Genomic DNA, 26,887 nt, shown 5'->3' with positions numbered 1-26,887 from the left:
CACCTCATCGCCACCTGGACCGGCACCTGCCCCACCTGCCGACAACCCACCCCGTGGCAGCCCTACGACACCAGGTAACAAAGCACTACTAGGCCGAGGGCCACTCGATGATGAGTTGCTGAGCCGAGGTTTCCCACCGCGCTCCGCGCTCCGCGCTCCGCGCTCCGCGGTCGGCGCCCGCGGGAGCACCGCACCTCCGGCACTGACCCCCACCTCAGCGCGGACGGCGGGGTACGCCCCCTCAGGAGCCGATCAGCGCGGTGGTGACGACGGTGGCCGCGGCGGCGGTGCGCAGCACGCGGGAGCGGGAGCGGGCCGGGCTGTCGGCCGGGCTGTCGGCAGGGCCGTGGGCGTGGCCGCGGCGGCCGGTGCCGGGGGCTGGAAGAGCGGGCATTCCCTCATTTTTTGCCATTCCTCGGGGCGTGAGGTCCGCCACAAGTCCCACCCGGCAGGGCCGAAAGGCCCGCGATGTCGGGACCCACAGCACCCCGCCGTTGTTATGCACCTAGTTGCAAAAGGTCCGGCGGCTCGCTACAACAGGGTCATCACCCCCGCGCGAGGAGGCGCCCCCGCATGAGCCAGTACCCGCACCTGATGAGCCCGCTGGACCTCGGCTTCACCACCCTGCCGAACCGCGTGATCATGGGCTCGATGCACACCGGCCTGGAGGAGCACGAGCGCGGCTTCGAGCGCCTCGCCGCCTTCTACGCCGAGCGCGCCCGCGGCGGCGCGGGCCTCATCGTCACCGGCGGCATCGCCCCCAACGACAAGGGCCGCCCCTTCGAGGGCGGCGCCCGCCTCACCACCGAGGCCGAGGCCGCCGAGCACCGGGTGATCACCGACGCGGTGCACGCCGAGGGCGGGAAGATCGCGATGCAGATCCTCCACTTCGGCCGCTACGCCTACCACGCGGACCTGGTCGCCCCCAGCGCCCTCCAGGCCCCCATCAGCCCCTTCGTCCCGAACGCGCTGAGCGAGGACGAGGTCGAGGAGACCGTCGAGGACTTCGTCCGCGCCGCCCGCCTCGCACAGCTCGCGGGCTACGACGGCGTCGAGATCATGGGCTCCGAGGGCTACCTGATCAACGAGTTCACCGCTGCCGCGACCAACCGGCGCACCGACCGCTGGGGCGGTTCGTACGAGAACCGCGTCCGCTTCCCGCTGGAGATCGTCCGCCGGGCCCGCGAGGCCGTCGGCGCCGAGTTCATCCTGATCTACCGGCTCTCCATGCTGGACCTGATCCCCGGCGGCTCCACCCTCGACGAGGTCGTCCACCTTGCCAAGGAGATCGAGGCGGCCGGCGCCACCATCATCAACACCGGCATCGGCTGGCACGAGGCCCGCATCCCCACCATCGCCACCTCCGTCCCGCGCGCCGCCTACACCTGGGTCACCAAGCGGCTGATGGGCGCGGTCTCGGTGCCCCTCGTCACCAGCAACCGCATCAACACCCCGGAGATAGCCGAGGAGGTGCTCGCCGACGGCCGCGCCGACCTCGTCTCGCTGGCCCGCCCCTTCCTCGCCGACGCCGACTTCGTCGCCAAGGCCGCGGCCGGCCGCCCCGAGGCCATCAACACCTGCATCGGCTGCAACCAGGCCTGCCTCGACCACACCTTCAGCGGCAAGATCACCAGCTGCCTGGTCAACCCGCGCGCCTGCCACGAGACCGAACTGGTCCTCTCCCCGACCCGGTCGAAGAAGCGCGTCGCCGTCGTCGGCGCCGGGCCGGCCGGACTCGCCTGCGCCGTCTCCGCGGCCGAGCGCGGCCACGCCGTCACCCTCTACGAGGCCTCCGGCCACATCGGCGGCCAGCTCGACATCGCCCGCCGCATCCCGGGCAAGGAGGAGTTCGAGGAGACCATCCGCTACTACGCCACCCAGCTGGAGCGCCTCGCCGTCGACGTCCGCCTCGACACCCGCGCCGACGTGGCCGCCCTGGGCGGATACGACGAGGTCGTCGTCGCCACCGGCGTCACCCCCCGCACCCCCGACATCGAGGGCGTCGACCACCCCTCGGTCGTCACCTACCTCGACGTGCTGCGCGACGGCGCGCCCGTCGGCGAGCGCGTCGCCGTCGTCGGCGCCGGCGGCATCGGCTTCGACGTCGCCGAGTACCTCACCGACAGCGGTGAGGGCGCCGGCCAGGACCCCGCCGTCTACTTCCGGCACTGGGGCGTGGATACGACGTACAGCGGCCCCGGCGGGCTGGCCGCCCCCGACCGCCCGGCCTCCCCGCGCCAGGTCCACCTGCTCCAGCGCAAGGAGACCAAGGTCGGCGCCGGTCTCGGCACCACCACCGGGTGGATCCACCGCGCCGAACTCAAGCACCGCGGGGTCGTCTCGGTGGCCGGCGCCGCCTACGACCGCATCGACGACGAGGGCCTGCACATCACCGTCGGCGGCGAACAGCGCCTGATCCCCGCCGACACCGTGGTCCTGTGCACCGGACAGGAGCCGCGCCGGGGCCTGTTCGACGAGCTGATCGCGGCCGGCATCGACGCCCACCTCATCGGCGGCGCCGACGTGGCCGCCGAACTCGACGCCAAGCGCGCCATCCGCCAGGGCACCGAACTCGCCGCCACGCTCTGACGGTTCGCCCGCGCACCGAGGTGTTGTGGCGGCCGGTCCCGGCCGCCACAATGCACCCTGTGACACAGACACCCCTCACCCCGGCCGACGGCGAGAAGATCCTCGCCGAGAACTTCGCCCCCTGGGTGCTCGACCTCGGCCTCGTCGTCCAGGAGAGCGGCCCGGACCGGACCGTGCTGCGCCTGCCCTGGTCCGAGCGGCTCGCCCGGGACGGCGGCGGCCTCAGCGGCCAGGCCCTGATGGCCGCGGCCGACACCGCCACCGTCATCGCCATCTCCGCGGCGCGCGGCGCCTACGGCCCGATGACCACGGTCCAGCAGTCCACCAGCTTCCAGCGCCCGGTGGTCGGCACGGACGTCCTGGTCAGCGTCCGCGTCACCAAGCTCGGCAAGCGGATGGCCTTCGCGGACGTCACCATGACCCCCGAGGGCGCCACGGAACCCGCGGCGACCGCCTCCACGGTCTACGCGCTGCTGGGCTGAGCGTAGTTTCCGTAACCCGTCCAGTCCAAGGCCACGCACGGCTCGTCGCCCACCACCCAGGCATCGTGCCCGGGCGCGATCTGAATGAAGTCGCCCGGGCCGACCTCGGCGCTCTCGCCGCTGTCCATCGCGATGTTCATCCGGCCGCTCACGATGTACCCGGTGTGCGCCGACTCGCAGCTCTCCGTGCCCGCCAGCGGCTTGATGTGCTGCGACCAGCGCCAGCCGGGCTCGAACACGGCGCGTCCCACCGGGCCGCCGTCCGTCTGCAACAGGTCGAGCCTGCCCTTGCCGTCCTCGAACGGCCTCGTCTCGTCCGCGGAGTCAAAGCTCCGGTACACCAGTCCGGTCATGATCCACCGCCTCCCGGCGGAGCGCACCCGAGTCCACGTCCCAGCCTACGCGCGGTCGGGGTGCTCGACCGCGTGTCCCTTGCCAGACTGGGGTCACGGGCCCCCGCGCGGCGATGACGGCGGGAGGCCGACGGCAGGAGGTGGGGCATGGACCCGGTGGCGGCGCTGAGCCGGATCGCGTTCCTGCTGGAGCGCGCACAGGCCCCCACCTACCGGGTGCGCGCCTTCCGCGGCGCCGCCGGGACCCTCACCACGATGGGCCCCCGGGAGACGGCCGAGCGGGCCGCCGCGGGCACCCTGGAGGCGGTCAAGGGCATCGGGCCCAAGACCGCCCGGGTCATCGAGGAGGCCCTCGCCGGGACGGTCCCCGCCTACCTCCGGACGCTGGAGGACGAGGTCGCCGCCCATCCCGAGGGCGAACCGCCGCCCAGCCCGGCGGCCGCCGCCCTGCGGGCGGCCCTGCGCGGCGACTGCCACCTGCACTCCGAATGGTCCGACGGCGGCAGCCCCATCGAGGACATGGGGCGGGCCGCCGCGGAGATCGGCCACGAGTGGGCGGTCCTCACCGACCACTCGCCGCGGCTGACCGTCGCCCGCGGACTCTCCCCGGATCGGCTGCGCGAACAGCTGGCCGCGGTGGCCGAACTCAACGCCACCTGGGCGCCGTTCCGGCTGCTCACCGGCATCGAGTGCGACATCCTCGCCGACGGGAGCCTGGACCAGGAACCGGAGCTGCTGGACGCACTCGACCTCGTCGTGGCCTCCGTGCACTCCCAGCTCCGGATGGAACCGGCCGCCATGACCCGCCGCCTCCTCGCGGCCGTCCGAAGCCCCCTCGTCGACGTCCTCGGCCACTGCACCGGCCGCCTGGTGACCGGCCGGACCCGACCCGAGTCCACCTTCGACGCGGACGCCGTCTTCGCGGCCTGCGCCGCGTCCGGCACCGCCGTGGAGATCAACAGCCGGCCGGAGCGCCTGGACCCGCCCCGCGGACTGCTGCGCCGCGCCGTGGCCGCGGGCACGCTCTTCGCGATCGACACCGACGCCCACGCGCCCGGCCAGCTGGACTGGCAGCCGCTCGGCTGCGAACGGGCCGTGGAATGCGGGGTGAGCGCCGAGCGCGTCGTCAACACCTGGACGGCGGACGGCTTGCGAACATGGACCCGCACCCGCCGTCCCCCCGTGACGCCCTCCCGTGCCCGGCACCGACCGGCCCCGGGCACCGACCGGAAAGCAGGCCGCAGATGACGCGTTCGCCCGTCCCCGTGATCGACCTCGGGCCCTGGCGCTCCGACGGCCCGGACGCCCGCGCCCGTACCGCCGACCGCGTCGACCGGGCCCTCCAGGAAGCAGGCTTCCTGCTGGTCGCCGGGCACGGCATCGACCCCGCCCTGCCCGCCCGGATCCGCGCGGCCGCCCGCACCTTCTTCCGGCTGCCCGCCACCACCAAGCAGCCCTACGCCGTGGCCGTCGGCGATCGCGGCTGGCTCGGCCCGGGCGCCGAGGCCAACAGCTACGCCGAGGGCGCCCCCTCCCCGCCCGACCTCAAGGAGTCCTGGTCCTGGGCGGCCGACGAACCCACCGGCCGGCCGGCCGTCGACGCCGAGTGGTTCCGCCCCAACGCCTGGCCCGCGGAAGTCCCCGAACTGCACGCCCTGGTCACGGAGTACCTCGGCCGGATGCGCGCCCTCTCCGACGAACTGCTGGAACTGCTGGCGCTCGCCCTCGGCGCGGGCCCGGACCTCTTCACCCGCCACACGGGCCACCCCACCTGGGGCTTCAACGTCAACTGGTACCCGGGCGCCGAGCACACCGGACCGCCCCTGCCCGGCCAGTTCCGCATCGGCGCGCACACCGACTTCGGCACCGTGACCGTCCTGGACCGCGAACGGGGCGCGGGCGGGCTCCAGATCCACACCGACGCGGGCGGCTGGCAGGACGCGCCCTGGGACCCGGCCGCCCTCACCGTCAACATCGGTGACCTGATGGCCCGCTGGACCGGGGACCGCTGGCGCGCGGGCCGCCACCGCGTGCTGCCACCGCCCGCCGAAGCGCCCGCGGAGGAGTTGGTCTCCCTCGTCTACTTCTACGAGTGCGACCCGCACACCCGGGTGGAATCCCTGCCCGCCCCCACCGGCCGGGTGGTCCACGAACCGGTCGACTCCCACCACTACTTGCGCGCGAAACTCGACGCGATCACCGTCGCCTGACCCGGCCGTCGGCGCCCGCGCCGCCGGGGCGTCCGCCGCGGTGGCGGGAGCGGGCCCCTTGAGGGCGCGCACGGTCGTGGATCACAATCCGCAGATGTCCGCCCCCACGCCCGAGTCCACGCCCGCCCCCACGCCCGAGCTCACGCCGACGCCGTCCGGTCCGCCGCCCTACAGCAGCTGGATGCGGTACTTCGCGCCCACCGCCAACCACCGCCGCCTCGGCCTGGTCTGCCTCGGCGTCGGCCTCCAGCGGGGCGCGCTGCCCGTCGTCGGGCCACGGGTCCTCGACCACCACGTCGCCGTGGTCGTCACGGCGGGCCGCGGCTGGTTCAGCCACGGCGGCAGGGCGCCGCAGGAGGTGGTCGCGCCCGCGCTGCTGTGGCTGATGCCCGGAGTCGTGCACCACTACGGGCCCGACCCCGCCACCGGCTGGGACGAGGGCTTCGTCGACTTCGCGGGCCGCAGCGTCGAGGCGTACACCGACCTCGGCTACATCACCCCGGACCGGCCGGTGGTCCCGCTGACCGAGACGGCCGGGGTGCGCCACGTCATCGACGGGATCGTCCGGGCGGCCCGGCGCGGCGGCCCGCTGCTCGACGTGGAGGCCGCGGCCGCCGTCCACGGCCTCTTCGTCGCCCTGCGCTACGCCCGTGCGGAGGTCTCCCGGCACGGGGACGCCGTGATGGACACCCTCGCGCGCGACGCGCTCCTGCCGATCTCGGTGGCGGAGCACGCCGCGCGTCTGGGGATGGGGCTGCACGAACTGCGCGGCGCCGTGCGGCGCAGCACCGGCGAGGGGGTCAAGGAGTACCTCCTCGGGATCCGGCTGAGCCGGGCCAAGGAACTCCTCGCCCGCACCGACCTGCCGGTCGCCGGAGTCGCCCGGCGGGTCGGTTACGAGGACGCGGCCTACTTCAGCCGCCTGTTCAGCCGCCGGGTGGGAGTGGCCCCCGGTCGCTTCCGCGAGCAGCAGTCGCTGCCGAGCCAGCCGGCGCAGGCCTGATGCGTCATGCCCGACGCACCAGGCCCGACGCACCAGGCCTGACGGTTCAGGGCCGGTAGCCGACGTTCAGCTCGGCGACCGAGGTCCAGGCGTTGCCCGCCACCTCCCGCGTCGCCCTGAGCTTGACGTAGCGCGCGGAGCGGGGCGTGAAGCCCACGTCCTGTTGCGCCGCGGTGTCGGGGAAGGTCCCCGCCGCCGCAGCGCTCCAGGTGACCCCGTCGGCGGAGGTGAGGACCTGGTAGTCCGCGATCCGGCCGTTGCTCTGGCCCTGCCGCGGCAGGACGTGCAGCGCCGAGACGTCGTACGCGGCCCCCAGGTCCAGGGCGATCTCGTGCGGCATCGGCGCGGTGGCCCGGTACCACTGAGTGTGCCAGATCGTGGCCGGGTCCCCGTCGAGGACGTTCGCGCCCCGGCCGTTCTCGCCGGCCGTCTCCTCGCTGTCCACCGCCTTCACGCTCATCTGCGACTGCGGCACCAGGAGTTCACCGCCGCCCGCGGGGCCCAGGTCGTCCACCGCCAGGTCGTCGAGCACGAAGTCGGCCTCGTTGTGCGAGTCCTCGGCGCTCACCTTCCGGATCCCGATCCAGGCGTCCGCCCCGGCCGTGAAGGTCCTGGTGAAGGTGGTCGCGGTCCGGGCCTGGCCCAGCGCGGTGGCGCTCTCCGTGCTCCCGGCGCCGGTGACGAACTGGTAGTCGCCCGCGAAGCCGTTCTCGTAGCCGAAGCTCACCTTGTACGAGCGCCCCTGCACCAGCCGCAGGGTCTGCGGCAGCGTGCGGTAGACCAAGCCGGTGCGCTCCTCGTGCGACTTGAGCGAATTCTGGCCGCCGATCACGTCGTCGACCAGCTTGCCGCTCCAACCCGCCTGCGTGTAGGGCGCGTTGCGCTGGGCGATGTGCGTGCGCGGATCGGTCGCCGAGCCACCCGCGCCACCGAAGGCGAAGGGCCCCCAGCCCGCGTCGACGTTCTCGAAGTCCTCGGTGAACCAGTGCCCGCCGAGCGGGGTGCGCGCACTGCGCACCACGCGGACGTCGTCCAGTACGACGGTGCCCGCACCCGCGGCGGCCGACAGCTGGAGGGTGGCGGTGGACTGGCCCGCCGGCACGTCGAAGAACACCCTCATCCGCTGCATCCTCGTGCCGTTCTTCTCGCTGCCGCCGAGGTTGTTCACCAGCGGCGAGGAGTCGGCGTACACGGACGCGGCCGCGCCCCCGGTGGGGGACACCTTGAGGGTGGCGGCCCGCCCGGTGGCGGTGGAGACCCACACCGAGGCGGCGTAGGTCCCCGGGGTCAGGCCGGTGAGCTGCTGCGACACGGTGGGCGCGGCGCCCGCGGCCAGGGTCAGCTCGTTCTGCCCCTGGGCGTTGCGCGTCACCGCGGCGCCCGCCCCGGTGACGCTCCAGGCGTTCAGGTCGCCGGAGTAGAAGGACGGGTCCTTCACCGGGGTGCCCTCGCCCCACTGCGGGTCGCCCTGCGCCGGGGCGGCCCCGTCGGTGACGACGTACGGGGTGCGGGCCGCGGCGTCGATGGTCACCCGGCCCCCCGTGACCGGCAGGTCCTTGACGAACCGGCGGCCGGAATCGGTCAGTTGGTACAGCTTGGGCGCGCTCCAGCCCGCCGGCAGGGTCCAGGTCGTCGAGGCGGCCTTGTCGTTCCAGTGGTAGAGCTTCCCGTCGCGCGGCAGCAGGTACGCGGAGCCGTCCAGGACCGTGCGCCCGGCCGTGGTGATCTTCCGGGCGCCACCGGCCGTCGTGACCGAGGTGCCGTTCGCGAGGGTGACCGTGTCGGCCGTCCACTTCACGATCGGCGATTCCTGGAGGTACTTGGTCGGCAGGTTGGTGGCGAAGGTCGTGTTCAGGAAGGCGGCGTAGTCCTTCTTGCCCTGCCAGCCCTCGTAGGCGGTGACCTCGGCGCCGCCGAGCAGCGGATTGCGCGCGATCCAGTCGTCCTTGGCGTGGTTCGCGATGAAGCGGGTGATGGTCGAGTTGATGCCCTTGAGGTCGCTGCCGCCGTAGTCGACGTCAGCCGCCCAGTGGTGCCACAGGGACTGCTCGGTCAGCGTGTTGGGGAACTCCGTGGCCAACTGGTAGCCGAGCGAGCCGATCTCCCGCTCCAGCTTCCGCGACACGTACCCGTCGCCGTACCAGACGTCCACGTAGAGGAAGTCCAGTCCGGGAGCCGCGGCCTTGAGGTCCTGGAGGCGCTTCAGCCGGTCGCCCGACTGGCCGTCCTTGCGGGTGTCGACGTAGTACGACTGGTCCAGCCAGTCCCAGCCGAGGCCGCCGCTCTGGTGCGCCGGGTCGAAGGTGGCCGAGACCGGGTACTCCTCGGTCGCGTTGATGTGCACGCCGAAGTCGGCGTTGTAGGCGTGCCCGGCCGTGATCAGGGAGTTCAGACCGGCGGCGCCGCCCAGCTTCGAGCCGATGTTCTTGTAGTCCATGTGCGCCGAGTCGTGCCCCTCCGACGCGTACCCCTTGAGCAGCACGAACTGGCCGAGGCCGTCGGTGGCCCTGGCCACCCGCTTGGTCTCGTCGAGCGTCTCGGCGAAGGGATGGGTGGCCGCCGAGGCGAAGTTGAACGGGATCCGCTGCACCACCCGGTCCGCGGTCTGCTGCCAGCCCGTCGGCGGGGTCCACACGTCCCGGTAGGCGATCGCCGCGTCCTGCCAGTCCACCACCGCGTCCGCGTTGCGGTCGGCGGTGATCGCCACGCGCGCGTACGGCAGCGGCTCGGGATCGTCGAGCGGAGCGCCGCTCGGCCGGTACAGCCAGTCCCCGCTCCACAGGCCTGCCCGGCGGTAGGACCCCTTGTCGGTGACCCGCTCGCTGATCCGCCCGTTCTCGCGGGCGGTGGGGCCGGACGGCTGGTCGTACCGGGCGTTGGTGTCGATGGCGGCGGCCAGCTTCCCGGTGTTCACCAACCCGTACATCACCGTCTTGGCGGTCGCGTCGACCGGCGTGCTCGCCGTGACCGGGGTGAAGGCGTCGCCCGTACCGGTGGTGGCCGTGTACATCGAGGCCGTGGACAGGGCGGCACCCGGCTGGTCGCTGCGCACGCTGACGAGGGTGTGGTCGGGTATCGAGAAACTGCGCACGCGCAGCGCGGCCGTGTCCTGGATCGAGGTGACCTTGAAGTCCACCACCGAACCGGTCACCGACAGCGAGGACTTGACGGTCACGCCGGAGAACGACATGACGTAGTCGATCCCCGACGCCCCCGCGGTGGAGGTCACCGTCGGGGTGTAGGTGGTCCCGTTGACCACCACGGCGGAGAGCGGGTCCTCGTTGCCGTTCAGCACGTCACCCGTCGCACGTCGGGTGTAGCCGATCACCCGGGGGAAGGCGGGGTCCACGCTCACGGACAGCTCGGGCGAGGTCAGGGTGACGGGCGTCGCCGCCATCGCGGTGGGCACGGCCACGACCAGGGTGGCGACGAGGCCGGCCACCGCGGCTGCGGCCGGCCAGAGGGGGGTGCGCATCGGACCTCCGGGAGTCGGCGCTTCCTGCGCGCGGAACCGCACGACGTGGAGGCCGGCCGTCCGCTCGCTGATCACGTCAGCTTGCGGACCGCTGCCGCGGCAGGCCCATGGACAAACCCGCGTGCTGTCATGGACTTACGGCGCCGGCGCGCCCTAGTCCTGCGCGCGGGCCGTGACCGTCGCGTCGCTGCGGTCACCCAGGAACTCGTACCAGCGGCGCTGGAGGCTCAGGTAGCGCGTGTCGGCCTCGACCAGGTCGAGGAACGAGTCCACCGTCGACCCGAGCCGCTCGCCCAGCCCCGCGTCCGTCAGCGCGCCGTCCGCCCCGAACGCCTGGTGGGCCATGGCCAGGCTGAACATGTCCGGGTACACGCGCGCCCCGAGGTGCTCCAGCGGGACCCGCAGTGCCCACAGGCCGCGGTTGCCGCCGACCAGCGACGGGGAGGCCGAGACCAGCAGGGCCTGCTTGTCCTTGAAGGGCTGCGGGCGCAGCCGCGACACCCAGTCGACCGCGTTCTTCAGCACCCCGGGCACCGACGCGTTGTACTCCGGGGAGGCGATCACCAGTGCCTGGGCTGCGTCCAGCCGGTCGCGCAGCGCGCCGGCGGCGGCGGGCGGACCCTGTTCGGCCTCGTCGTCCCCGTCGTACGGGGGCATCAGGAAGTCACCGATGTGCGCGAGGTCCGCGGTCGCCCCCGTGCGCACGACGAGCTGCGCGACCAGCGCCGCGAGGCGGGCGTTGACCGAGCCCGTGCGGGAGGAGCCGGAGAGCACGAACACGTGCAGGGGCTCGTGGCCCCGGCCCTCGGGACCGGCGGGGTCCTTGGGGAAGTGGAGGGGGTCGGTCGGCGCCACTGCTGCTCCTTGCCGCTGCGTGATCCCGTGGCCGGACGACCCCGGACCCTCCCCGCGCCGACAATACGGCGACGCCCCCCGCCCCCGCCCCCACCGCGCCGAGCGCCCCGTGCTTCACCACCCCCCACCCAGGGCAGAGCAACCCCATGCCCCACCAATTCCAGCCCCGCCGGCGTTTGAGGCGCCGCCGGAGGCCCCACGAGCCGCACCGGCCGGACCGATCCGCCCCCGCAGACCCCCGGGCCCCACCGAATCCAGCCCCGCCGGCGTTTGAGGCGCCGCCGGAGGCCCCACGAGCCGCACCGGCCCGACCGATCCGCAGCCAGCACAACCCGTACCCCGTACCCGGTACACCCGTACCCCGGTACCCGGTACCCCCGTACCCCCGTCCCCCCCCCGTCACAGGAGCCCCGCATGACACCGCACCCCCACCACCCCCCGGCCACGCCAGTGACCCTGGCCCTGGTCGGAGCGGGCCTGCGCGGCCTGACCTACGCCCGGCACGCGCACGCGACCGGCGCCGGCCGCGTCACCACCCTCGCGGAGCCCGACCCGATCCGACGGGCCGCCGCCGCGGCCGAGTTCGGCGTCCCGCCCGACCGGGTCCACCCGCACTGGCGGGCCCTGGCCGCCGCCGGCCGCCACGCCGACGCCGCGATCATCGCCACCCAGGACCGGATGCACACCGGGCCCGCCGTCGCCCTGGCGGCCACCGGCCACCACCTCCTGGTGGAGAAGCCGATGGCCGCCGAGGAGCCCGAGGCGGAGCGGATCGCCGCCGCCGCGGAGCGCCACGGCGTCCTCCTCGCTGTCTGCCACGTGCTGCGCTACACGTCCTACTCCCGGACCCTCAAAGCGCTCCTCGACGAGGGCCGGATCGGCCGCCTCGTCGGCGCCGAGCACCTGGAGCCCGTCGGCTGGTGGCACTTCGCGCACTCCTTCGTCCGCGGCAACTGGCGCCGCTCCGACACCTCGGGCCCGCTCCTGCTCACGAAGGCCTGCCACGACCTCGACTGGCTCGTGCACCTCTTCGGCCGTTCCCCGGCAACGGTCATGTCCTACGGCCGCCGCACGCACTTCCGGCCCGAGGGCGCCCCGCCCGGCGCCGCGGCCCGCTGCACCGACTGCGCGGTCGAGCCCGACTGCCCCTACTCCGCGCCCCGCCTCTACCTCGACTGCCTCGGGGATCCGCGCCGCGAGTTCTGGCCGCTGTCCGCGGTGACGCCCGAACCGACCGCGGCCGCCGTGCGCGAAGCACTGCGCACCGGGCCGTACGGCCGCTGCGTGTACGCCTGCGACAACGACGCGGCCGACCACCAGGTCGTCGTGATGGAATTCGCCGACGGCGCCACCGCCACCTTCACCGTCAGCGCCTTCACGCCCATGGGCGACCGCCGCACCCGGCTCTTCGGCACCCACGGCCACATCGAGGGCGACGGCGCCACCCTGCGCGTCACCGACTTCCGCACCGGCCGCGAGGAGCTGGTCGCACCCGCCGGGGGGTCGCCGCAGGGCGGCCACGGGGGCGGGGACCTGGCCCTGACCGAGGCGTTCCTGGCCGCGGTGGCGACCGGCGACGCGGACCTCCTGCTCTCCGGACCCCGTACCAGCCTGGCGACGCACCGCCTGGTCTGGGCCGCCGAGCGCGCCCGCGCCCTCGGTGCGCCCGTCGACGTACCGCAGTGAGCGCGCCCGCGCGGCTCAGCCCGTCAGCAGCACGATGGCCGAACCCCACAGGGTCAGCAGCACGTTGCCGAGCGCGTACGGGACGGTGCACCCCAGCCCCGGGATCTGGCTGCGCGCCCGCTCGTTCAGCGCGCCGATCGCCGCCGTCGTGGTCTGCGCCCCGGACAGCGCGCCCATCAGCGTCGGCAGCGGGATGCGCTGGACGAAGTGGCCGAAGACGAAGCCGACCACCAGCGGTACCGAGGTCGCCACCGCCCCGCCGACCAGCAGCGGCCACCCCGCCCGGACCAGCCCGCTCGCGAAGCTCGGTCCGGCGTTGAGCCCGACGATGGTCACGAACATGCACAGCCCCAGCGTGCCGAGCAGCCACTGCGCCGCCGAGGGCAGGTTCCCGTACGTCGGCCGCTTGCTGCGGACGTGACCGAAGACCAGCCCCATCAACAGGGCCCCGGTCGAGGTGGACAGCGACAGCGGGGCGCCCGCCGCGTGCAGGGCCGGAATGCCGATGCACCCGCCGATGAACAGCCCGCTGGCGATCCACACCATGTCGGTCGCGAAGGTGGTCGGCACCGCCGTGCCCAGGTGCGCCGCGGCGGTCTCCACCAGCGGTTGCGGTCCGGTGATCACCAGGGTGTCGCCGCGGCGCAGCGCGTTGCCCCGTCCCATCCGCAGCTCGGCCCCCGCGCGCTCCTGGCTGACGATGAACACCCCGGTCATGAAGTCCGCGTGGCGCAGGGTCCGGATCGTGGTGCCGTCGTAGGCGCGGTCGGTGAGCACGATGTGCAGGGTCTCCGTCCGGTAGCCCAGCAGCTCCATGTCGTCGGACTCCATGCCGATGTGCGTCCGCGCGTCGAAGGCGACCAGGTCCCCGCGCACGGCGCTCACGGCGACGGTGTCCCCGAGCCGCAGCAGGGTCATCGGGTCGTGGTCGATGACCTTCCCGTCCCGCCGCACCCGGGTGATGTAGATCCGCCGGTCCAACTCCCGCTGCTCCGCCTCGAACTCGCCGATGCCGCGGCCCGCGAACCCCTCCACGTCCACGTCGTAGGCGCGCAGCACGTGCTGGTAGTAGCCCTTGCCGGCGTCCAGGTCCGGATCCGGCCCGCTGCTTTCGAGCTCGGCGCCGAGCAGCGCGCTGTCGACGGCCAGGTCCCGGCGCAGCAGCCGCGGGAACACCGTGGGCAGCAGGATCGCGGGCAGTACGGTGCCCAGCGGATAGGTGACGGCGTAGGCGACGGCGACGAGGTGCGCCTGCTCCTGGGACGCGGCCGTGTCGAGGCCGGGCAGCTGGCCGATGGTGTCGGCGGCGACCCCGATGACGGCGGACTGGGTGAGGGCCCCGCCCAGCAGTCCGGCGGCCAGCCCGGGCCCGTAGCCGAGCAGGTGGGCCAGGCCCCAGCAGACGGCGAGTCCGCTGACGCAGACGACGAGGGTGAGGAGGACCTGCGGGGCGGCGTCCTTGCGCAGGGAGCGGAAGAACTTGGGCCCCACGTCGTAGCCGAGGGCGAAGAGGAACATCAGGAAGAAGACGGACTTGATCGGTCCGGTGATCTCCACGTGGGTCTGCGAACCGATGAGCAGCCCGGCGACCAGGCAGCCGGTCACCGCCCCGACCGCGAAGGTCCGGTAGCGGATCCGGCCGATCTGGAAGCCGACGGCGACGGTCAGGAAGACCAGTAGCTCCGGGTACGGCTCGAAGACGTGCGCGCGCAGCCAGTCCATGGACGTCCGCCTCCCCGGTCCGCGTCCGCCCATCTTCCGTGTGCCCCGCGGGCCGGGCGGCGACGGATCCCCGCCGGCCGGTCGGGTCCACCCGATCGGACGCGCGCGGCGGGCGGGGGCCGGCGGGGGAGGCGGGCCATAGTCGTCCCGGGCGACCGGACGGGTCGCCGGAAGTCTTCGCACGGGAGCCGCTCATGTCGATCACCTCGATCACGTCGAAGCCCACCAGGACGGTCCTCGCCCTCGCCGCGGGGAGTCTGCTGCTCGGTCTGAGCGGTGCGGGCGCCGCGGTGGCGGACGAGGGTCCGGCGACGCAGATCATGTCCAACGAGCAGTGGGGTGCGCGTCACCCGGGCGCCACGCCGGAGCCCGAGAAGTACCCGGAGCACAAGTACGCGCTCGGCAAGGTCATCTCGAAGGGCCCGCTGACCGTCCGCAGCAGGCCGACCACCCACTCGCGCGACCTGGGCCGGGTCCACCCGCACCAGAAGCTGGAGATCCTCTGCAAGGAGCGCGGCGAGAAGGTCGGGGACAACCACCTCTGGTACCGCCTCAACACCAAGGTGGAGGCGTGGGTCGCCGCGCGCTACGTCAAGGACCTGACCCCGGTGAAGTGGTGCCGGCTCTGATCGGTCGAGCTCCTGAAGGCCTGAAGCGTCTGGGTTCCGCATAAAAGAAATACCCCGGTCGGATTGACGACCGGGGTATTTCTCTGCGTATATTTGATGATTCACGACTTCGATGCCTCGTGGGGCATGCGGAAGCCATGAACAAGCTTATGGGAACACTGTATCGCGTCGGGAGTGGAATTGTCAACCACGGAATTCGAGAATGAGCAGCAATTCATCACCGAGCTGTACGACCGCCTCGACGACCTGCGCGAACAGGCCGAACGCACCGTACGGGGCGCCCTGCGCGACATCGGGACCGGTTTCCAGGCCCGCTTGGAGCGCGACGTCATGGTCGCCGAACAATCCGGGCTGCTCTCCGCCCTGAACGCGGGCGAGAACGGCCTGTGTTTCGGCCGGCTGGAGTTCTCCGACGGCCGTGACCACCACATCGGCCGCATCGGAATCCGGCAGGACGACGCGGACCGCACCCCCCTCGTCCTGGACTGGCGGGCCGAGGTGGCGCGCCCCTTCTACCTCGCCACCGGCCACCACCCCATGGGGCTGCGCCGCCGGCGCCACCTGACCACCCGCGGCCGGCAGGTCACCGCCCTGCACGACGAGATCCTCGACCTCACCGACGCCGAGCGCACCGGCCACGAGGGCGCCGACGCGGACGCCGTGCTGCTCGCCGCGCTCGACGCCGCCCGCACCGGCCGCATGCACGACATCGTGCGCACCATCCAGGCCGCGCAGGACCGCATCATCCGCTCGCCGTACCGCGGCGTGCTGGTCGTCGAGGGCGGCCCGGGCACCGGCAAGACCGCCGTCGCCCTGCACCGGGCGGCGTACCTGCTCTACGCGCACCGCGAGCTGCTCGCCAAGCGCGGCGTCCTGATCGTCGGCCCGGGGCCCGCGTTCCTCGGCTACATCGGCCAGGTGCTGCCCGCCCTGGGCGAGACGGGCGTCCTGCTCGCCACCCTCGGCGAGCTCTTCCCCGGGGTGCACGCCACCGCCGCCGACCGGCCCGGCGCCGCGGCCGTCAAGGGCCGCGCCGCGATGGCCGACGTACTGGCCCGGGTCGTCAGCGACCGTCAGACGCTGCCGGAGCACGTGCCCGCGGGGCTCGGCGAGGACACGGACACCGTCCCCGAGGCCGCGCTGGAGATCGACCACGACGACTACGGGACCCTGCTGCTGCACCGCACGATGGCGCACGAGGCCCGGGACCGGGCCCGCGCCACCGGCCTGCCGCACAACCTCGCCCGCCCCTACTTCGCCTTCCGGATCATCGACGCGCTCACCGAGCAGCTCGCCGACCGGCTCGGCGCCGACCCGTACGGCGGCCCCAACCTGCTCGGGCCCGACGACGTCGCGCAACTGGGCAAGGAGATCGCCACCAGCGGCGCGGTGCACGCCGCCATCGACGTCCTGTGGCCCTCCCTCACCCCGGAGCGGCTGATCACCGACTTCCTCGCCGACCCCACGCACCTCGCACCCGAGGAGGCCGACCTGGTCCGGCGCACCGAGGGCGCGTGGACCCCGGCGGACGTCGCGCTGCTGGACGAGGCCGCCGAGCTGCTCGGCACCGACGACAGCGCGCTGCGCGCCGCCGAGGAGCGAGACCGCCAGCGGCGCGTCGCGTACGCGCAGGGCGTGCTCGACCTCTCGCAGGGCTCGGAGTCCTACGAGTTCGAGGACGAGGAGAGCGAGTTCCTCGCCGCCCACGACCTCATCGACGCCGAGCGGATGGCCGAGCGGCAGGAGGAGGAGGACCACCGCGGCGCGGCCGAGCGCGCCGCGGCCGACCGGACCTGGGCCTTCGGACACGTCATCGTCGACGAGGCCCAGGAACTCTCCGAAATGGCCTGGCGGTTGCTGATGCGCCGCTGCCCCACCCGCTCGATGACCCTGGTCGGCGACCCGGCGCAGACGGGCGACGAGGCCGGCTGCGGCTCCTGGGAGCGGATCCTGGAGCCGTACGTCGGCGATCGCTGGGAGCTGGCCCGGCTCGGGGTCAACTACCGCACGCCCGCCGAGGTGATGGAGCTCGCGGCGGCCGTGCTGCGGGCCCACCACCCCGGCTTCGAACCGCCCCGCTCGGTGCGCTCCACCGGGGTCGCGCCCTGGGTCCGGGAAGCCGACGACCTGCCGGGCGCGGTCGCCGGAGCCGTCGCCGAGCACGGTGCGGCGCAGGGCCGGCTCGCGGTGATCGCGCCCCGGCCGCTGCACGCGGCGCTGGCAGCGGCGTTGGCCGCCACGGACGTGGACGTACGGCCTGGGGAGGAGCCGGACCTGACCCGGCCGGTCGTCCTGCTCGACCCGCGCCAGGCCAAGGGGCTGGAGTTCGACACGGTCATCGTGGTCGAGCCCGCGGACCTGGCGTCCAGCGACCTGTACGTGGCGCTGACGCGCGCCACGCAGGTGTTGGGCGTGCTGCACACGGGCCGGCTCCCGGCCGGGCTGGGCTGAGCCGGTCCGGGGCCGGTGCCGTGACCGTCGTCGCCCGTTCCCGCCCGCACCCGTGCGGGCGGGGTCAGGCCGCCTTCCAGAAGAAGACGGCGGTCATCCGCTTGTCCTCCAGGGTGGCGCCGCAGTAGTCGGTGGCGCTGTGGATCATGTTCGCGGAGTAGAGCAGCAGCCGGTTGGCGCGGTGCGGGACCTCGACGTCGGGGACGAAGGAGTCCGGCGCGACGAACCGCGTGCCCAGGGCGTCGACCAGGGTGTTGTGCGGGGCGATCACCTGGTTGCCGCCGAGCACCCCGCCGGGCAGGCTCTGGCGGTAGAAGCTGGTCCCGCACCCCTTGGGCACGCGGGGGTTGAGGTACAGCACGGCGGCGTAGCGGCACAGGCTGCGCGAGTCGGTGTGCGGGCGGGGCTCGCACTCGCCCGCGCCGACGACCTGCACGCAGTTGTGGTTGAAGGTGCCGCCGCCGGCGGGCCGTTCGGCCCAGAGCTCGCGGGCGCCGGTGGCCTTGCGGACCAGGCGCTCCACCCGCTCCAGCTCGCCCGGGTCCAGCCCCGGCATGACGCGCAGCCCGGGCCAGCTCTCGGGCTTGTGGGGGTACCCCTCGGTCCAGTCGTCCCTGGCCAGCGCGCGCTCCCGGACCGCGTCCGGGTCGGCGAGCACGTCGTCCAGGACCCAGTAGTCGCGGCCGCGGGTGGGCTTGCGGTAGGGGAGGACCGGGAGGGCGGTCGGTCGTGTGGACATGGGAGGGACCGTAACGGCCGGGGCGGCCGGGGCGGTCGAAGGGAGCGTCAACCTTGCGTCAAGGGTTGTTCATGTACGGTCATTTCGCTACGGCGTCCAGGACGCCCCGGGCGAAGGAGTCGACGGCCGCGTCCAGCTTCCCCAGACTCTCGGACGTCGGCTGCTGGCGGGCGTCCACGGTGAGCACCACGGTCAGCAGCAAGTTGCTGTCCCTGACCTGGAGTTCCCGGACCTGGTGCAGCTCGGTCGGCTTGTCGTAGCCGAACCGGATGGCCTCCCGGCCGACACCCGCGACCTCCACCAGATGGCCGTCCGGCACGGTGGTGGGTGTGTCCTTGCGGCCGGTGGCGAAGACCTGCTTGGCGAAGTCCACGCCCTCCGTGAAGCTGAAGTCCACCTCGACCTTCACGCCCCCGTAGGTGACCGCGCCGCGCTCCGCCAGCGGTTGGGTGCAGGTGAAGCCGGGGGCGCCGCCAGTGGTCCGCTTGGCCCGGTCGGCGACCTCCTCGCGGCTGCCGAGGAGGTCGGTCAGCTTCCCGTAGGGCAGGGCGTTGCAGATCTCGTCGGTGGCCACCCACGGATAGCCCCCCTTGCCCTCCTGGGAGACCTCCTTCGACGCCCCGTCGCCGCCGCCGCAGCCCGAGGTGACGAGGGCGAGCGCGAGGGCCGCCAGGGCCGTGAGGGCGGGGCGGGCGGGTCCGTACCGGCGCATCGCGCGTCTCCTGTCACAGGGCTTCCACAAGGCTCGATCCCACTCAACCATGCGTCGTGGCACAGGAGTTGCGAACGGTCGGATTGCCCGGGCGATCCGGGGGCGGCCGGGCGGAACCGTACCATCCGCCCGAGGGGACGCCCGGATCTTTGTCCGTTCGTGATGGCCCTTCCGTACGGGCCCCCCAACTCGCCTAGCGTCCCTTGGCACCCGGGAGCACCGCGCCGCAGGCAGACACGGCGCGGCTTCCCGGACCCGCACAAGGAGGCACAGTGCTGTCATTCCGCCGCTCGTCCCTCGCCGGCATGTCGCGCGCTTCGCGCCAGGTGATCGGCACGGGCGTGGTCATCGGAGCCCTCGCCTTCACCCTGGTCGCCCTGCTGATCCCGGTACAGAAGTTCGGCGGGAAGAACGCCGCCACGGCGGCCGCGGCCGCGTCCGCCAAAGCGCCGGCCGCGGACGACGACGGCGCCGGGACCCTGAGCACGGCCTTCGGTCCGTTGAGCCCCCAGGACCGGGACTTCGTCCGCAAGGTGCGGCTCGCCGGACTGTGGGAGCTGCCCGCGGGGCGCCAGGCCCAACAGCGCGGCACCCGGCCCGCCGTGCGCACCGCCGGGGAGCACCTGGTCGAAGGCCACACCGAGCTCGACCGGCGCGTCCTGGAGGTGGGCGAGGCCCTCGGAATCGACCTGCCCGACCGCCCCAGCGACCAGCAGCAGGGCTGGCTCGGCCAATTGGACCGCGCCCAGGGCGCCGAGTACGAGCGGCTCTTCGTCCAGCTGTTGCGCCGGGCGCACGGCAAGGTCTTCGCCCTGGTGGCCCAGATCCGGGCGCAGACCCGCAACTCCATGGTCCGCCAGCTCGCCACCGACGCCAACACCACGGTGCTGGACCACATCTCGGTCCTCGAAGCCAGCGGGCTGGTCGATTTCGACGGGCTCGCCGATGCCACCCCCGCCCCCACCCCTTCCCCCTCCCAGGTCCCCCGACCGACGAAGTGAAGTGAAGTGATCGCATGAGCAAGAACGGCCACAAACGCCGTCTGAGGCCGACGCACAAGGCCCTCGCCCTCGCCAGCGCCCTCGTCCTGGGCGGCGGGGGAGTCGTGATCGTCACCCAGCAGGCCTCCGCGGGCCAGGACTCGACCCGGAGCGCCCCGGTGACCGCCACCATCGACTGCCCCGACGTAGGCGACAAGCTGCGCACCGTCCCCGAGCAGGCCCGCGCGGAGGTCGACGACAACCTCGCCCAGCTCGACGCCCAGGTCGCCGACGCCTACACGAAGCTGGCCTCGGGCCGCGCCCGCGGCGACGCCCTGCTCGGCACGCTCAAGCAGCAGCGCGGTACGACCATCGGCCGGCTCACCGACGCGCTCGGCCGGGCCTCCGCCCGCCCCGAAGGGCTGGAGGCGCTCGGATCCTGCGTGATGAAGCAGGCCGCGGCCGCGGACCCGGCGGACGAACCCCGGGCCGCCGCGGACGCCGGGGGCAACGCCCAGGACGCGGCCCGCAAGGGCGGCGCGGGCAGCGGGGGCCCGGCGCGCAGCGACTTCGTCGCGATCAACACCGTCCGTCCGAACGTGCGCACCCCCGCGCCCTCGTCCCGCGCCTCGACCGGTTCCCTCGCCGTGAACTGCGGCCGCAACGAGAACCGCCACCTGAACCCCGACAACGTGATCGTCGCGCCCGGTGTCGGCAACGGCGCCCACCACATGCACGACTACGTCGGCAACAAGACCACGGACGCCTTCTCCACCAACCAGAGCCTGGCCGCGGCCGGGACCACCTGTACCAACGGCGACCAGTCCACCTACTACTGGCCGGTGCTGCGGCTGCGCGACGGCCGGGCGGAACGCGACGCGCAGGCGCCCGGCGGCGGCAAGGACGCGAACGTGGGCACGATCTTGAAGCCGAAGCAGGTGACGACCGACTTCAAGGGCAGCCCGGCCGCCAAGGTCACGGCCATGCCGCGGTTCCTGCGGATCATCACCGGCGACGCCAAGGCCTTCACCAACGGCGTCGCCAACGCCAACGCGTCCTGGAGCTGCACCGGATTCGAGAACCGCCAGCTCAAGGACAAGTACCCGATCTGCCCCAAGGGCAGTGACGTCGTGCGGACCTTCACCTTCCAGAGCTGCTGGGACGGCCGCAACACCGACAGCGCCAACCACCGCACCCACGTGGCCTTCGCGGGGGCCAACGGGGCCTGCCCCGCGGGGTTCAAGGCGATCCCGCAGCTGGTCCAGCGGATCGTCTACGGGGTGCCGGCCGGTTCGCGGTTCGCGGTGGACAGCTTCCCGGAGCAGCTGCACAAGCCGGTCACCGACCACGGCGACTTCATCAACGTGATGTCGGACGGGCTCATGGCGAACGCGGTGCGCTGCATCAACGGCGGGCGCTCCTGCCGCTGACCCGCGGCCCCCGGGTCCCGCGGGCACCAGACCCTCGGGGCGGCGTCCCCCTCCACCTCCCCAGCGCCGTCCCGAGTGCGGCTCCGGCCCCTCCTCCGCCGTACGGGCGGGGGAGGGGCCGGAGCCCGTGGGTGGGGGAGGGGTCGGGAGTTCGGGTCAGAGGCCGTTGACGCGGGCCATGACGTCCAGCGGGCGGAAGTCCGCCGTGACGGTGCGGGCCCTGCGGCCCACGCGCGAGTGCTGGCGCCGGACCTGGGCCATCAGGCGGCGGCTGCGCAGGGCCATCTCCAGTTCGAACCGGGTGCGCGGGTCCCGCAGCCCGGGGCCGAAGAGCTTCTCCAGCTGCCGCATGCGGTAGCGGACGGTCTGCGGGTGCACGCTCAGCGCCTTCGCCGCCTCGGGCGCGCCGCCGCCCTCCAACCAGGCCAGCAGGGTCACTTCGAGCCGCTCGCTCTGGCGGGGGGTGAGGTCGTTCAGGGGCCGCAGCCAGCGCGCGGCCAGCGCGTGCGCCAGGGGCTCGTCCTGCAGCAGCAACAGGGTCGAGAGGTGGTCGTCCACGAAGACGGCCCGCGCGTCCAGTCCCGCACGGGTCGGGGTGAGGGCCAGCAGCCGCAGTGCCCAACGCAGCGAGGAAGCGCTGTCGCGCAGGGCGACGGGGTGGCCGACGGCCGCGAAACGGCCGCGCAGGGCGCCCTCCAGGGCGCCCCGGGCGTCCGGCTCGGGGCTGGGGACGAGCAGGCACGGCTGGCCGCCCACCATGCCCACGAGGCCGTCGTCCAGTACGGACGCCAGCTGCTGGGTGTCTCCGGGGGTGGCCAGGACGACGGCGCGCACGCTGTCCGGCAGGGGCCAGTGCGCGGCCTCGGCGAGCTCGTCGAGGAGCACGTCAGCCATGGTCATGTCACCTGTGAGGACGGCGAAGAGCTCCCGCCGCGCGCGGTCGGGAGCGTTGCCGGAGCCCTGGGTGGGCACGGCGGACAGAGCGGGGCGCGGGGCTCGCGCACCCGGCTCGTCGTCGCGCTGCTTGGGGATCCGGGGCCGCTCCGTGATGTCCTGCCGGTCCGCGACCCCCTGATCGGGCTCCGCCTCGCCGCCGCAGGTGCCGGTGGCGCTCTCGCGGTAACCGAGGACCGTGAGCAGGGCCGCCTCCACCTGCTGTCTGACCACGTCGTCGCCGAGGTCCTCGACCAGCGTGGAGAACTCCGGCAGCCCGTCGCGGAGTTCCTCCATGATGCCCGCGGCCAGGGCGGGCAGTTCCTTTCGCAGGACCCGGGTCCATTCGCCGCGCGGGCGGGACCAGATGCGGTTGAGAAGTTCGCACATTGTTACCTCGTTCATGCCGGGGTACGGCCTGTCCCGTGGGAGGGTGGCACGCCCCGTCGGGGCCCGCCTCCCCCTGTGTAGCGGCGAACCGGGCGTCAACCCGGTCACATCCGCACCACTGGAAGGGAATCTTCCGGGGATACTCGATGCGATGACGCTGTGGGCACCAGAAGTTGTCACGTTTCGATAAATCCTGTGGAGACGTTGCGAAGCTCCACGATGCTCATGCACTCCGGCCCCCGCTCCCGGTCGGCGAGGCACCCATCTGCCGCCCGCTGCCGAGCAGTTCCGACGATCACCCCGGGCGCCGAGCGCGTGACGTGGAGTGCTCGGTCCTGGCGTATGGGAGAACTCGATGCCCCTGTCCCAGATCCGCGCGCCCCGCTCCCACCGGGCCCTCCGCACCAGACGCCACGCCGGCGCCGCCGCGGCCGCCGCGGTCGGCCGCCGCGCCCTGCGACGGCCACCCCTGCTCTCCGCACGGGGCGGCGCGCACCCCGGCGCCCTGGCCGCCGCCGCCCTCGCGGCCCTGGTCTCCCTGGGCGTGGCCGCCCAGGCGGGCGCCCTGTCCCACCTGTGGGACTTCCTCGACTACGGGGCGGGCGTGCTCTCGCTCGTCTCGCTCACCTCCGCCGTCCTGTGGGGCCTGGCCGCCACCGACCGGACCCTCTTCGCCTCGGGCCACCGGCTCGCCGCCCAGGGCGCGCACCGCGGCCTCGCCGTCGCGGGGCTGGGCTTCCTCGCCCTGCACGTCTGGGTCAAGGTCGCCGAGTCGCACACCACCGCCACCGCGGTCGTCGTCCCCTTCGCGGATCCCGACCAGGCCCTGCTCATCGGGCTGGGCACGCTCGCCGGGTACCTCTTCGTGGCGGTCGCGGTCTCCGGCGCGGTGCGCAGCGCCTTCGCCACCAAGGGCCGGTCGATGTGGTGGCGGGCGCTGCACATGGGTGCCTACCCGGCCTGGGGCGCCTCCTTGGTGCACGGGCTCAAGTCGGGCCGCCCCGCCAGCGGGTGGGTGACCGTCGCGTACGCCCTGTGCCTGATCGCGGTCGCGGGCGTGCTCGCCCTGCGGCTGCGCGGCCGGCTGCGCGCCCAGCCCGCCCAGCCCGCCCAGCCCGCCCGGGCGGCCGCCGCCCCGGCGCCCGCGGCCCCCGCCCCGGGCGAAGGCCCCGCTGCCACCCGCTCGTTCGTCCACCAGCCCGCGGAACGACCCGGTGACCGCCTGGCCGCCCGCCTCGCGGGCCAACCGGACCGGCCCGGACTCCCGCAGGAGGTGCGGGTCGGGCCCCCGGCCCCGCCCGCCCCGCCGCTGGCCCCGCCCGCCCCGCCGCTGGCGCCTCCCGCACCGCTGGCGCCTCCCGCACCGCTGACCCCGACGATGGCCGCCGCGCCGGTGGTGGCGGGCCGGGCCGCGCCGGCTCCGATGCCCGTACTGCCCTGGCCCGAACCACAGCCGTACGAACCGGTGTTCGGTGTCAGTGGGTTCGTGGCGGACGCCGAACGGCCCGTCGGACCCCTCGACGGATTCCGGGGCCGGCAGTGACGTACGCGCCCCACCCGGCCCTCGGCTGCGTGGGGCACCCCCGGCTGCTGGCCGGGCTCGACGTCGCGGAGCGGCTCGACCGGCGCGGCCACCTCGCCGTACACGGCAGCCCGCCCCCGTACCGCCCCGACGAACTGCTCGCCCTGGCCGAGAACACGGACCTGCGCGGGCGGGGCGGGGCGGGCTTCCCCTTCGCCCGCAAGCTCCGGGCCGTGACCCGCGCCGCCCGCGGGCGCGAGGGCCGCACCGCGGTGGTCGTCAACGGCACCGAAGGGGAACCGAGTTGCCTCAAGGACGCCGCGCTGTGGCTGCACGCCCCGCACCTCGTGCTCGACGGCGCCCTGCTCGCCGCCGCCGCGCTGGGCGCGGAGGAGGTGGTCGTCGGCGTGACCCGGGAGGACGTGGAACGCTCCGCGCGCGCCGCCGTCGCCGAACGCGGCGCCACCGGCAGCCGGATCCGCGTCACCCGGCTGCCCGAGCGGTTCGTCACGGGCGAGGGGACCGCCCTGATCGCGGGGCTGGACGGCGGCAAGGCCCTCCCGTCCGGGCAGAAGGTCCGCACGAGCGAACGCGGGCTCGGCGGCCTGCCGACCCTGCTGTCCAACACCGAGACCTACGCCCAGCTCGCCGTCGCCGCCCGGCTCGGCGCACTGGACTACCGGTCCGTCGGGCTCCCCGCGGAACCGGGCACGATCTTGCTGACGGTCGCCGGTTCGACGGTGGTGGAGGTGCCCACGGGGACCTCCCTCGCCTACGTACTGGGGCTGTGCGGAACGGGACCCGGCCAGGGCGTCCTGGTCGGGGGCTTCCACGGCCGCTGGCTGACCCCGGGGGCGGCGCTGTCCGCCGCGCTCTCCCGGGAGTCCTTGGCCGCGTACGACGCGGTGCTCGGCGCCGGCGCCGTGCTGCCGCTGCCCGAGGACACCTGCCCGGCCGGCGAAGTGGCCCGGGTGGTGCGCTGGATGGCCGACGAGAGCGCCGGACAGTGCGGCCCGTGCGTCCGGGGGCTGCCTTCGCTCGCCGGAGCCGTCTCCGACCTCGTGGCCGGCGGCGGACGGGCCGCACTCGAAGCGGTGGAGGCCCGGATGCGGGCGGTGCGCCGCCGCGGCGCGTGCAGCCACCCCGACGGCACGTCGTCCTTCGTGGCCTCGGCGCTCGCCGTCTTCCCGGACGAGTTCCGCGACCACGCCGTGGGCAGCGGCTGCGGGCGCCGCGTGCTGGGCGCCCTGCCGCTGCCCGCCGACGCGAACCCCGAACGCCTCGTCGTGGACTGGACCCTGTGCAAGGGCCACGGCCTGTGCGTGGACCTGCTGCCCGACGTCGTCCGGCTGGACGGCGACGGCTATCCGGCGCAGGGGGTCATGGAGGTCCCCGTGCAACTGCGCCCGAAGGCCCTGCGCGCGGTGCGGCGTTGTCCCGCGCTCGCTCTCCGTATTCAGGAGTAGTTCTCGGCAGTTCACCCTTTGGCGCGATCTGACAAATTCCGGGAGATTCGAAGGTGCGGGGGTCCACGGGCCCTATGAATGGAACAGGGCGTGAAAGCGTCGGTCCCCTTCATCGGGCCCCCTTCACCCCCATTCACCATCCCTATTCACCGGATGTCTTCGGCAGAAGGAGAAATCGTGAACAACAAGCGTCGTGGGGTCATGCTGGGATCGGTGGCCGCGGTGGTGCTGCTGGCCGCGGGCTGCGGGAGCGACACGGAGAACTTCCGTACGGCGAACGCGGCTCAGCCGGCCGGCAGCAAATCCCCGAGCGGTGGCAACGGGAACGGTGACGGGTACGGCTCCGGATCGGGCTCCGGATACGGAGCGGACTCCGCGGCGGACCCGGCCGCCGGTTCCGGGAGCGCCGCCGGGGCGAAGGGCGCCGCGGCCGGGCAGCTGGCCGTACGGGCGATCCAGTCGGTGGGCAACGTGGTCACCGACGGGGCCGGCGCCACCCTCTACCGGTTCGACAAGGACACCGCCCAGCCGCCCAAGTCCGCCTGCGACGGCACCTGCGCCACGACCTGGCCCGCCGTTCCGGCGGACGATGCCACGGCCTCGGCGGGCATTTCGGCCGACCTGCTGGGCGCGGTCGTCCGGCCGGACGGGAGCCGCCAGCTCACCCTCGCGGGCTGGCCCGTGTACCGGTACGCGAAGGACACCCAGGCGGGCGAGGCGAAGGGAGAGGGGGTCGGCGGCACCTGGCACGCGCTGGCGGCCGACGGGAAGAAGGCCGTGGACCAGAAGGGGGCGGGAGCGAAGCCGGCGGACGGCTCCACCATGGCGGGAATGGGCGCCGGTCAGATGGGCGCGGACCAGCAGGGCGAGGGTCAGGGCGGTGCGGACCAAAAGGGCGCGGAACTCTCCGTCACGAAGGACGCGAAACTCGGGAACATTCTCGTGGACGGACAGGGCCGCACCCTTTATCGATTCAACAAGGACAGCGCCTGGCCGATGAAATTCGGGTGCCTCGGTGCCTGTCTCGATACGTGGAAGCCGGCCGCGGCGGTGGACAAGAAGAAGGTGAACGGAATTCCCGAGGCATTGGTCGGATCGGTGAAACGGCCCGACGGCTCGATGCAGTTGACGATCGACTGCTGGCCCGTCTACACCTTCACCGGTGACACCGCGCCCGGCCAGACCAACGGGCACAACAAGCAGGGCCTCTGGTTCGCGGTCACCGACGCGGGCAAGAAGGCCCCGGCGGCGGGCTGATCC

The 26,887-nt window shown here is 73.6% G+C and carries 21 protein-coding genes; 13 read left to right on the top strand and 8 right to left on the bottom strand.

Going from position 1 to position 26,887, the window contains the following annotated elements:
* Positions 1–241 precede the first annotated feature (241 nt).
* Entirely contained in the window at positions 242–394 is a 153-nt protein-coding gene (locus tag ACIQWR_RS12615; protein WP_404007459.1) for a hypothetical protein, read from the bottom strand.
* A 179-nt stretch (positions 395–573) separates the two neighbouring features.
* On the opposite strand from ACIQWR_RS12615, the gene ACIQWR_RS12610 reads away from it, so the two are divergent.
* A complete protein-coding gene (locus ACIQWR_RS12610; RefSeq protein ID WP_404007456.1) occupies positions 574–2,589 on the top strand; it encodes an FAD-dependent oxidoreductase in 2,016 nt (671 codons plus the stop codon).
* Positions 2,590–2,639: 50 nt separating this feature from the next.
* The gene (locus ACIQWR_RS12605; RefSeq protein ID WP_404007453.1) at positions 2,640–3,071 is read left to right on the top strand and encodes a PaaI family thioesterase; all 432 of its coding nucleotides are present in this window, start codon (positions 2,640–2,642) and stop codon (positions 3,069–3,071) included.
* Here ACIQWR_RS12605 and ACIQWR_RS12600 read toward each other — a convergent pair.
* Positions 3,053–3,424 carry a cupin domain-containing protein gene (locus ACIQWR_RS12600; protein ID WP_404007450.1) on the bottom strand — a complete coding sequence of 124 codons (372 nt, stop codon included), beginning with the start codon at positions 3,422–3,424 and terminating at the stop codon, positions 3,053–3,055. The two genes, ACIQWR_RS12605 and ACIQWR_RS12600, sit on opposite strands and share 19 nt — an antisense overlap.
* A 147-nt stretch (positions 3,425–3,571) precedes the next feature.
* On the opposite strand from ACIQWR_RS12600, the gene ACIQWR_RS12595 reads away from it, so the two are divergent.
* The 3 genes from ACIQWR_RS12595 (at position 3,572) to ACIQWR_RS12585 (ending at position 6,637) form a co-directional block, all read left to right on the top strand.
* Complete coding sequence (locus ACIQWR_RS12595; protein WP_404007447.1) at positions 3,572–4,672, top strand: PHP domain-containing protein; 1,101 nt, start codon at positions 3,572–3,574, stop codon at positions 4,670–4,672.
* Positions 4,669–5,634 (top strand): isopenicillin N synthase family dioxygenase, encoded by a 966-nt coding sequence (locus tag ACIQWR_RS12590; protein WP_404007444.1) that lies wholly within the window; start codon positions 4,669–4,671, stop codon positions 5,632–5,634. The genes ACIQWR_RS12595 and ACIQWR_RS12590 overlap by 4 nt, the downstream gene beginning before the upstream one ends.
* Before the next feature lie 181 nt (positions 5,635–5,815).
* A complete protein-coding gene (locus tag ACIQWR_RS12585; RefSeq protein WP_404007531.1) occupies positions 5,816–6,637 on the top strand; it encodes an AraC family transcriptional regulator in 822 nt (273 codons plus the stop codon).
* 46 nt (positions 6,638–6,683) lie between these two features.
* On the opposite strand, the gene ACIQWR_RS12580 is transcribed toward ACIQWR_RS12585, so the two are convergent.
* Positions 6,684–10,112, bottom strand: a complete 3,429-nt coding sequence (locus ACIQWR_RS12580; RefSeq protein ID WP_404007441.1) for an endo-alpha-N-acetylgalactosaminidase family protein — start codon at positions 10,110–10,112, stop codon at positions 6,684–6,686.
* A gap of 153 nt (positions 10,113–10,265) precedes the next feature.
* Positions 10,266–10,898, bottom strand: coding sequence for an NADPH-dependent FMN reductase (locus tag ACIQWR_RS12575; RefSeq protein ID WP_404007528.1), 633 nt, complete (start codon positions 10,896–10,898; stop codon positions 10,266–10,268).
* 483 nt (positions 10,899–11,381) lie between these two features.
* On the opposite strand from ACIQWR_RS12575, the gene ACIQWR_RS12570 reads away from it, so the two are divergent.
* A complete protein-coding gene (locus tag ACIQWR_RS12570) occupies positions 11,382–12,653 on the top strand; it encodes a Gfo/Idh/MocA family protein (protein ID WP_404007438.1) in 1,272 nt (423 codons plus the stop codon).
* A 15-nt stretch (positions 12,654–12,668) separates the two neighbouring features.
* On the opposite strand, the gene ACIQWR_RS12565 is transcribed toward ACIQWR_RS12570, so the two are convergent.
* Entirely contained in the window at positions 12,669–14,375 is a 1,707-nt protein-coding gene (locus tag ACIQWR_RS12565) for an aspartate:alanine exchanger family transporter (RefSeq protein WP_404007435.1), read from the bottom strand.
* Between the two features lie 194 nt (positions 14,376–14,569).
* On the opposite strand from ACIQWR_RS12565, the gene ACIQWR_RS12560 reads away from it, so the two are divergent.
* Positions 14,570–15,004 carry an SH3 domain-containing protein gene (locus tag ACIQWR_RS12560; protein ID WP_404007433.1) on the top strand — a complete coding sequence of 145 codons (435 nt, stop codon included), beginning with the start codon at positions 14,570–14,572 and terminating at the stop codon, positions 15,002–15,004.
* A gap of 180 nt (positions 15,005–15,184) precedes the next feature.
* Entirely contained in the window at positions 15,185–17,455 is a 2,271-nt protein-coding gene (locus ACIQWR_RS12555; protein WP_404007430.1) for a HelD family protein, read from the top strand.
* Between the two features lie 64 nt (positions 17,456–17,519).
* Here ACIQWR_RS12555 and ACIQWR_RS12550 read toward each other — a convergent pair whose 3' ends face one another.
* Together ACIQWR_RS12550 and ACIQWR_RS12545 are read right to left on the bottom strand one after the other, a co-directional pair.
* On the bottom strand, positions 17,520–18,194 hold the full coding sequence (locus tag ACIQWR_RS12550; protein ID WP_404007427.1) for a DUF6445 family protein: 675 nt from the start codon (positions 18,192–18,194) through the stop codon (positions 17,520–17,522).
* 79 nt (positions 18,195–18,273) lie between these two features.
* The gene (locus ACIQWR_RS12545) at positions 18,274–18,906 is read right to left on the bottom strand and encodes a hypothetical protein (protein ID WP_404007425.1); all 633 of its coding nucleotides are present in this window, start codon (positions 18,904–18,906) and stop codon (positions 18,274–18,276) included.
* 272 nt (positions 18,907–19,178) lie between these two features.
* Here ACIQWR_RS12545 and ACIQWR_RS12540 point away from each other — a divergent pair, with 272 nt between their 5' ends.
* Positions 19,179–19,907, top strand: coding sequence for a DUF4142 domain-containing protein (locus ACIQWR_RS12540; RefSeq protein ID WP_404007422.1), 729 nt, complete (start codon positions 19,179–19,181; stop codon positions 19,905–19,907).
* A gap of 14 nt (positions 19,908–19,921) precedes the next feature.
* Positions 19,922–21,316, top strand: coding sequence for a DUF1996 domain-containing protein (locus ACIQWR_RS12535; RefSeq protein WP_404007419.1), 1,395 nt, complete (start codon positions 19,922–19,924; stop codon positions 21,314–21,316).
* A gap of 156 nt (positions 21,317–21,472) precedes the next feature.
* Here the strand turns inward: ACIQWR_RS12535 and ACIQWR_RS12530 are convergent, their stop codons facing one another.
* A complete protein-coding gene (locus tag ACIQWR_RS12530) occupies positions 21,473–22,639 on the bottom strand; it encodes a PucR family transcriptional regulator (protein ID WP_404007416.1) in 1,167 nt (388 codons plus the stop codon).
* Positions 22,640–22,994: 355 nt separating this feature from the next.
* Here ACIQWR_RS12530 and ACIQWR_RS12525 point away from each other — a divergent pair, with 355 nt between their 5' ends.
* From ACIQWR_RS12525 to ACIQWR_RS12515, 3 genes are all read left to right on the top strand, one after another.
* Positions 22,995–24,182 carry a hypothetical protein gene (locus tag ACIQWR_RS12525; RefSeq protein WP_404007414.1) on the top strand — a complete coding sequence of 396 codons (1,188 nt, stop codon included), beginning with the start codon at positions 22,995–22,997 and terminating at the stop codon, positions 24,180–24,182.
* Positions 24,179–25,627 carry an NADH-ubiquinone oxidoreductase-F iron-sulfur binding region domain-containing protein gene (locus ACIQWR_RS12520; protein ID WP_404007411.1) on the top strand — a complete coding sequence of 483 codons (1,449 nt, stop codon included), beginning with the start codon at positions 24,179–24,181 and terminating at the stop codon, positions 25,625–25,627. The genes ACIQWR_RS12525 and ACIQWR_RS12520 overlap by 4 nt, the downstream gene beginning before the upstream one ends.
* 177 nt (positions 25,628–25,804) lie before the next feature.
* Complete coding sequence (locus ACIQWR_RS12515) at positions 25,805–26,884, top strand: SCO0930 family lipoprotein (protein WP_404007409.1); 1,080 nt, start codon at positions 25,805–25,807, stop codon at positions 26,882–26,884.
* The last annotated feature ends 3 nt before the right edge of the window (positions 26,885–26,887 follow it).

The organism is Streptomyces sp. NPDC098789 (assembly GCF_044759975.1).
Lineage (GTDB): Bacteria > Actinomycetota > Actinomycetes > Streptomycetales > Streptomycetaceae > Streptomyces.
The sequence above is the reverse complement of the archived record's forward strand: the minus strand, read 5'-3'. Positions and strand labels throughout refer to the sequence as shown.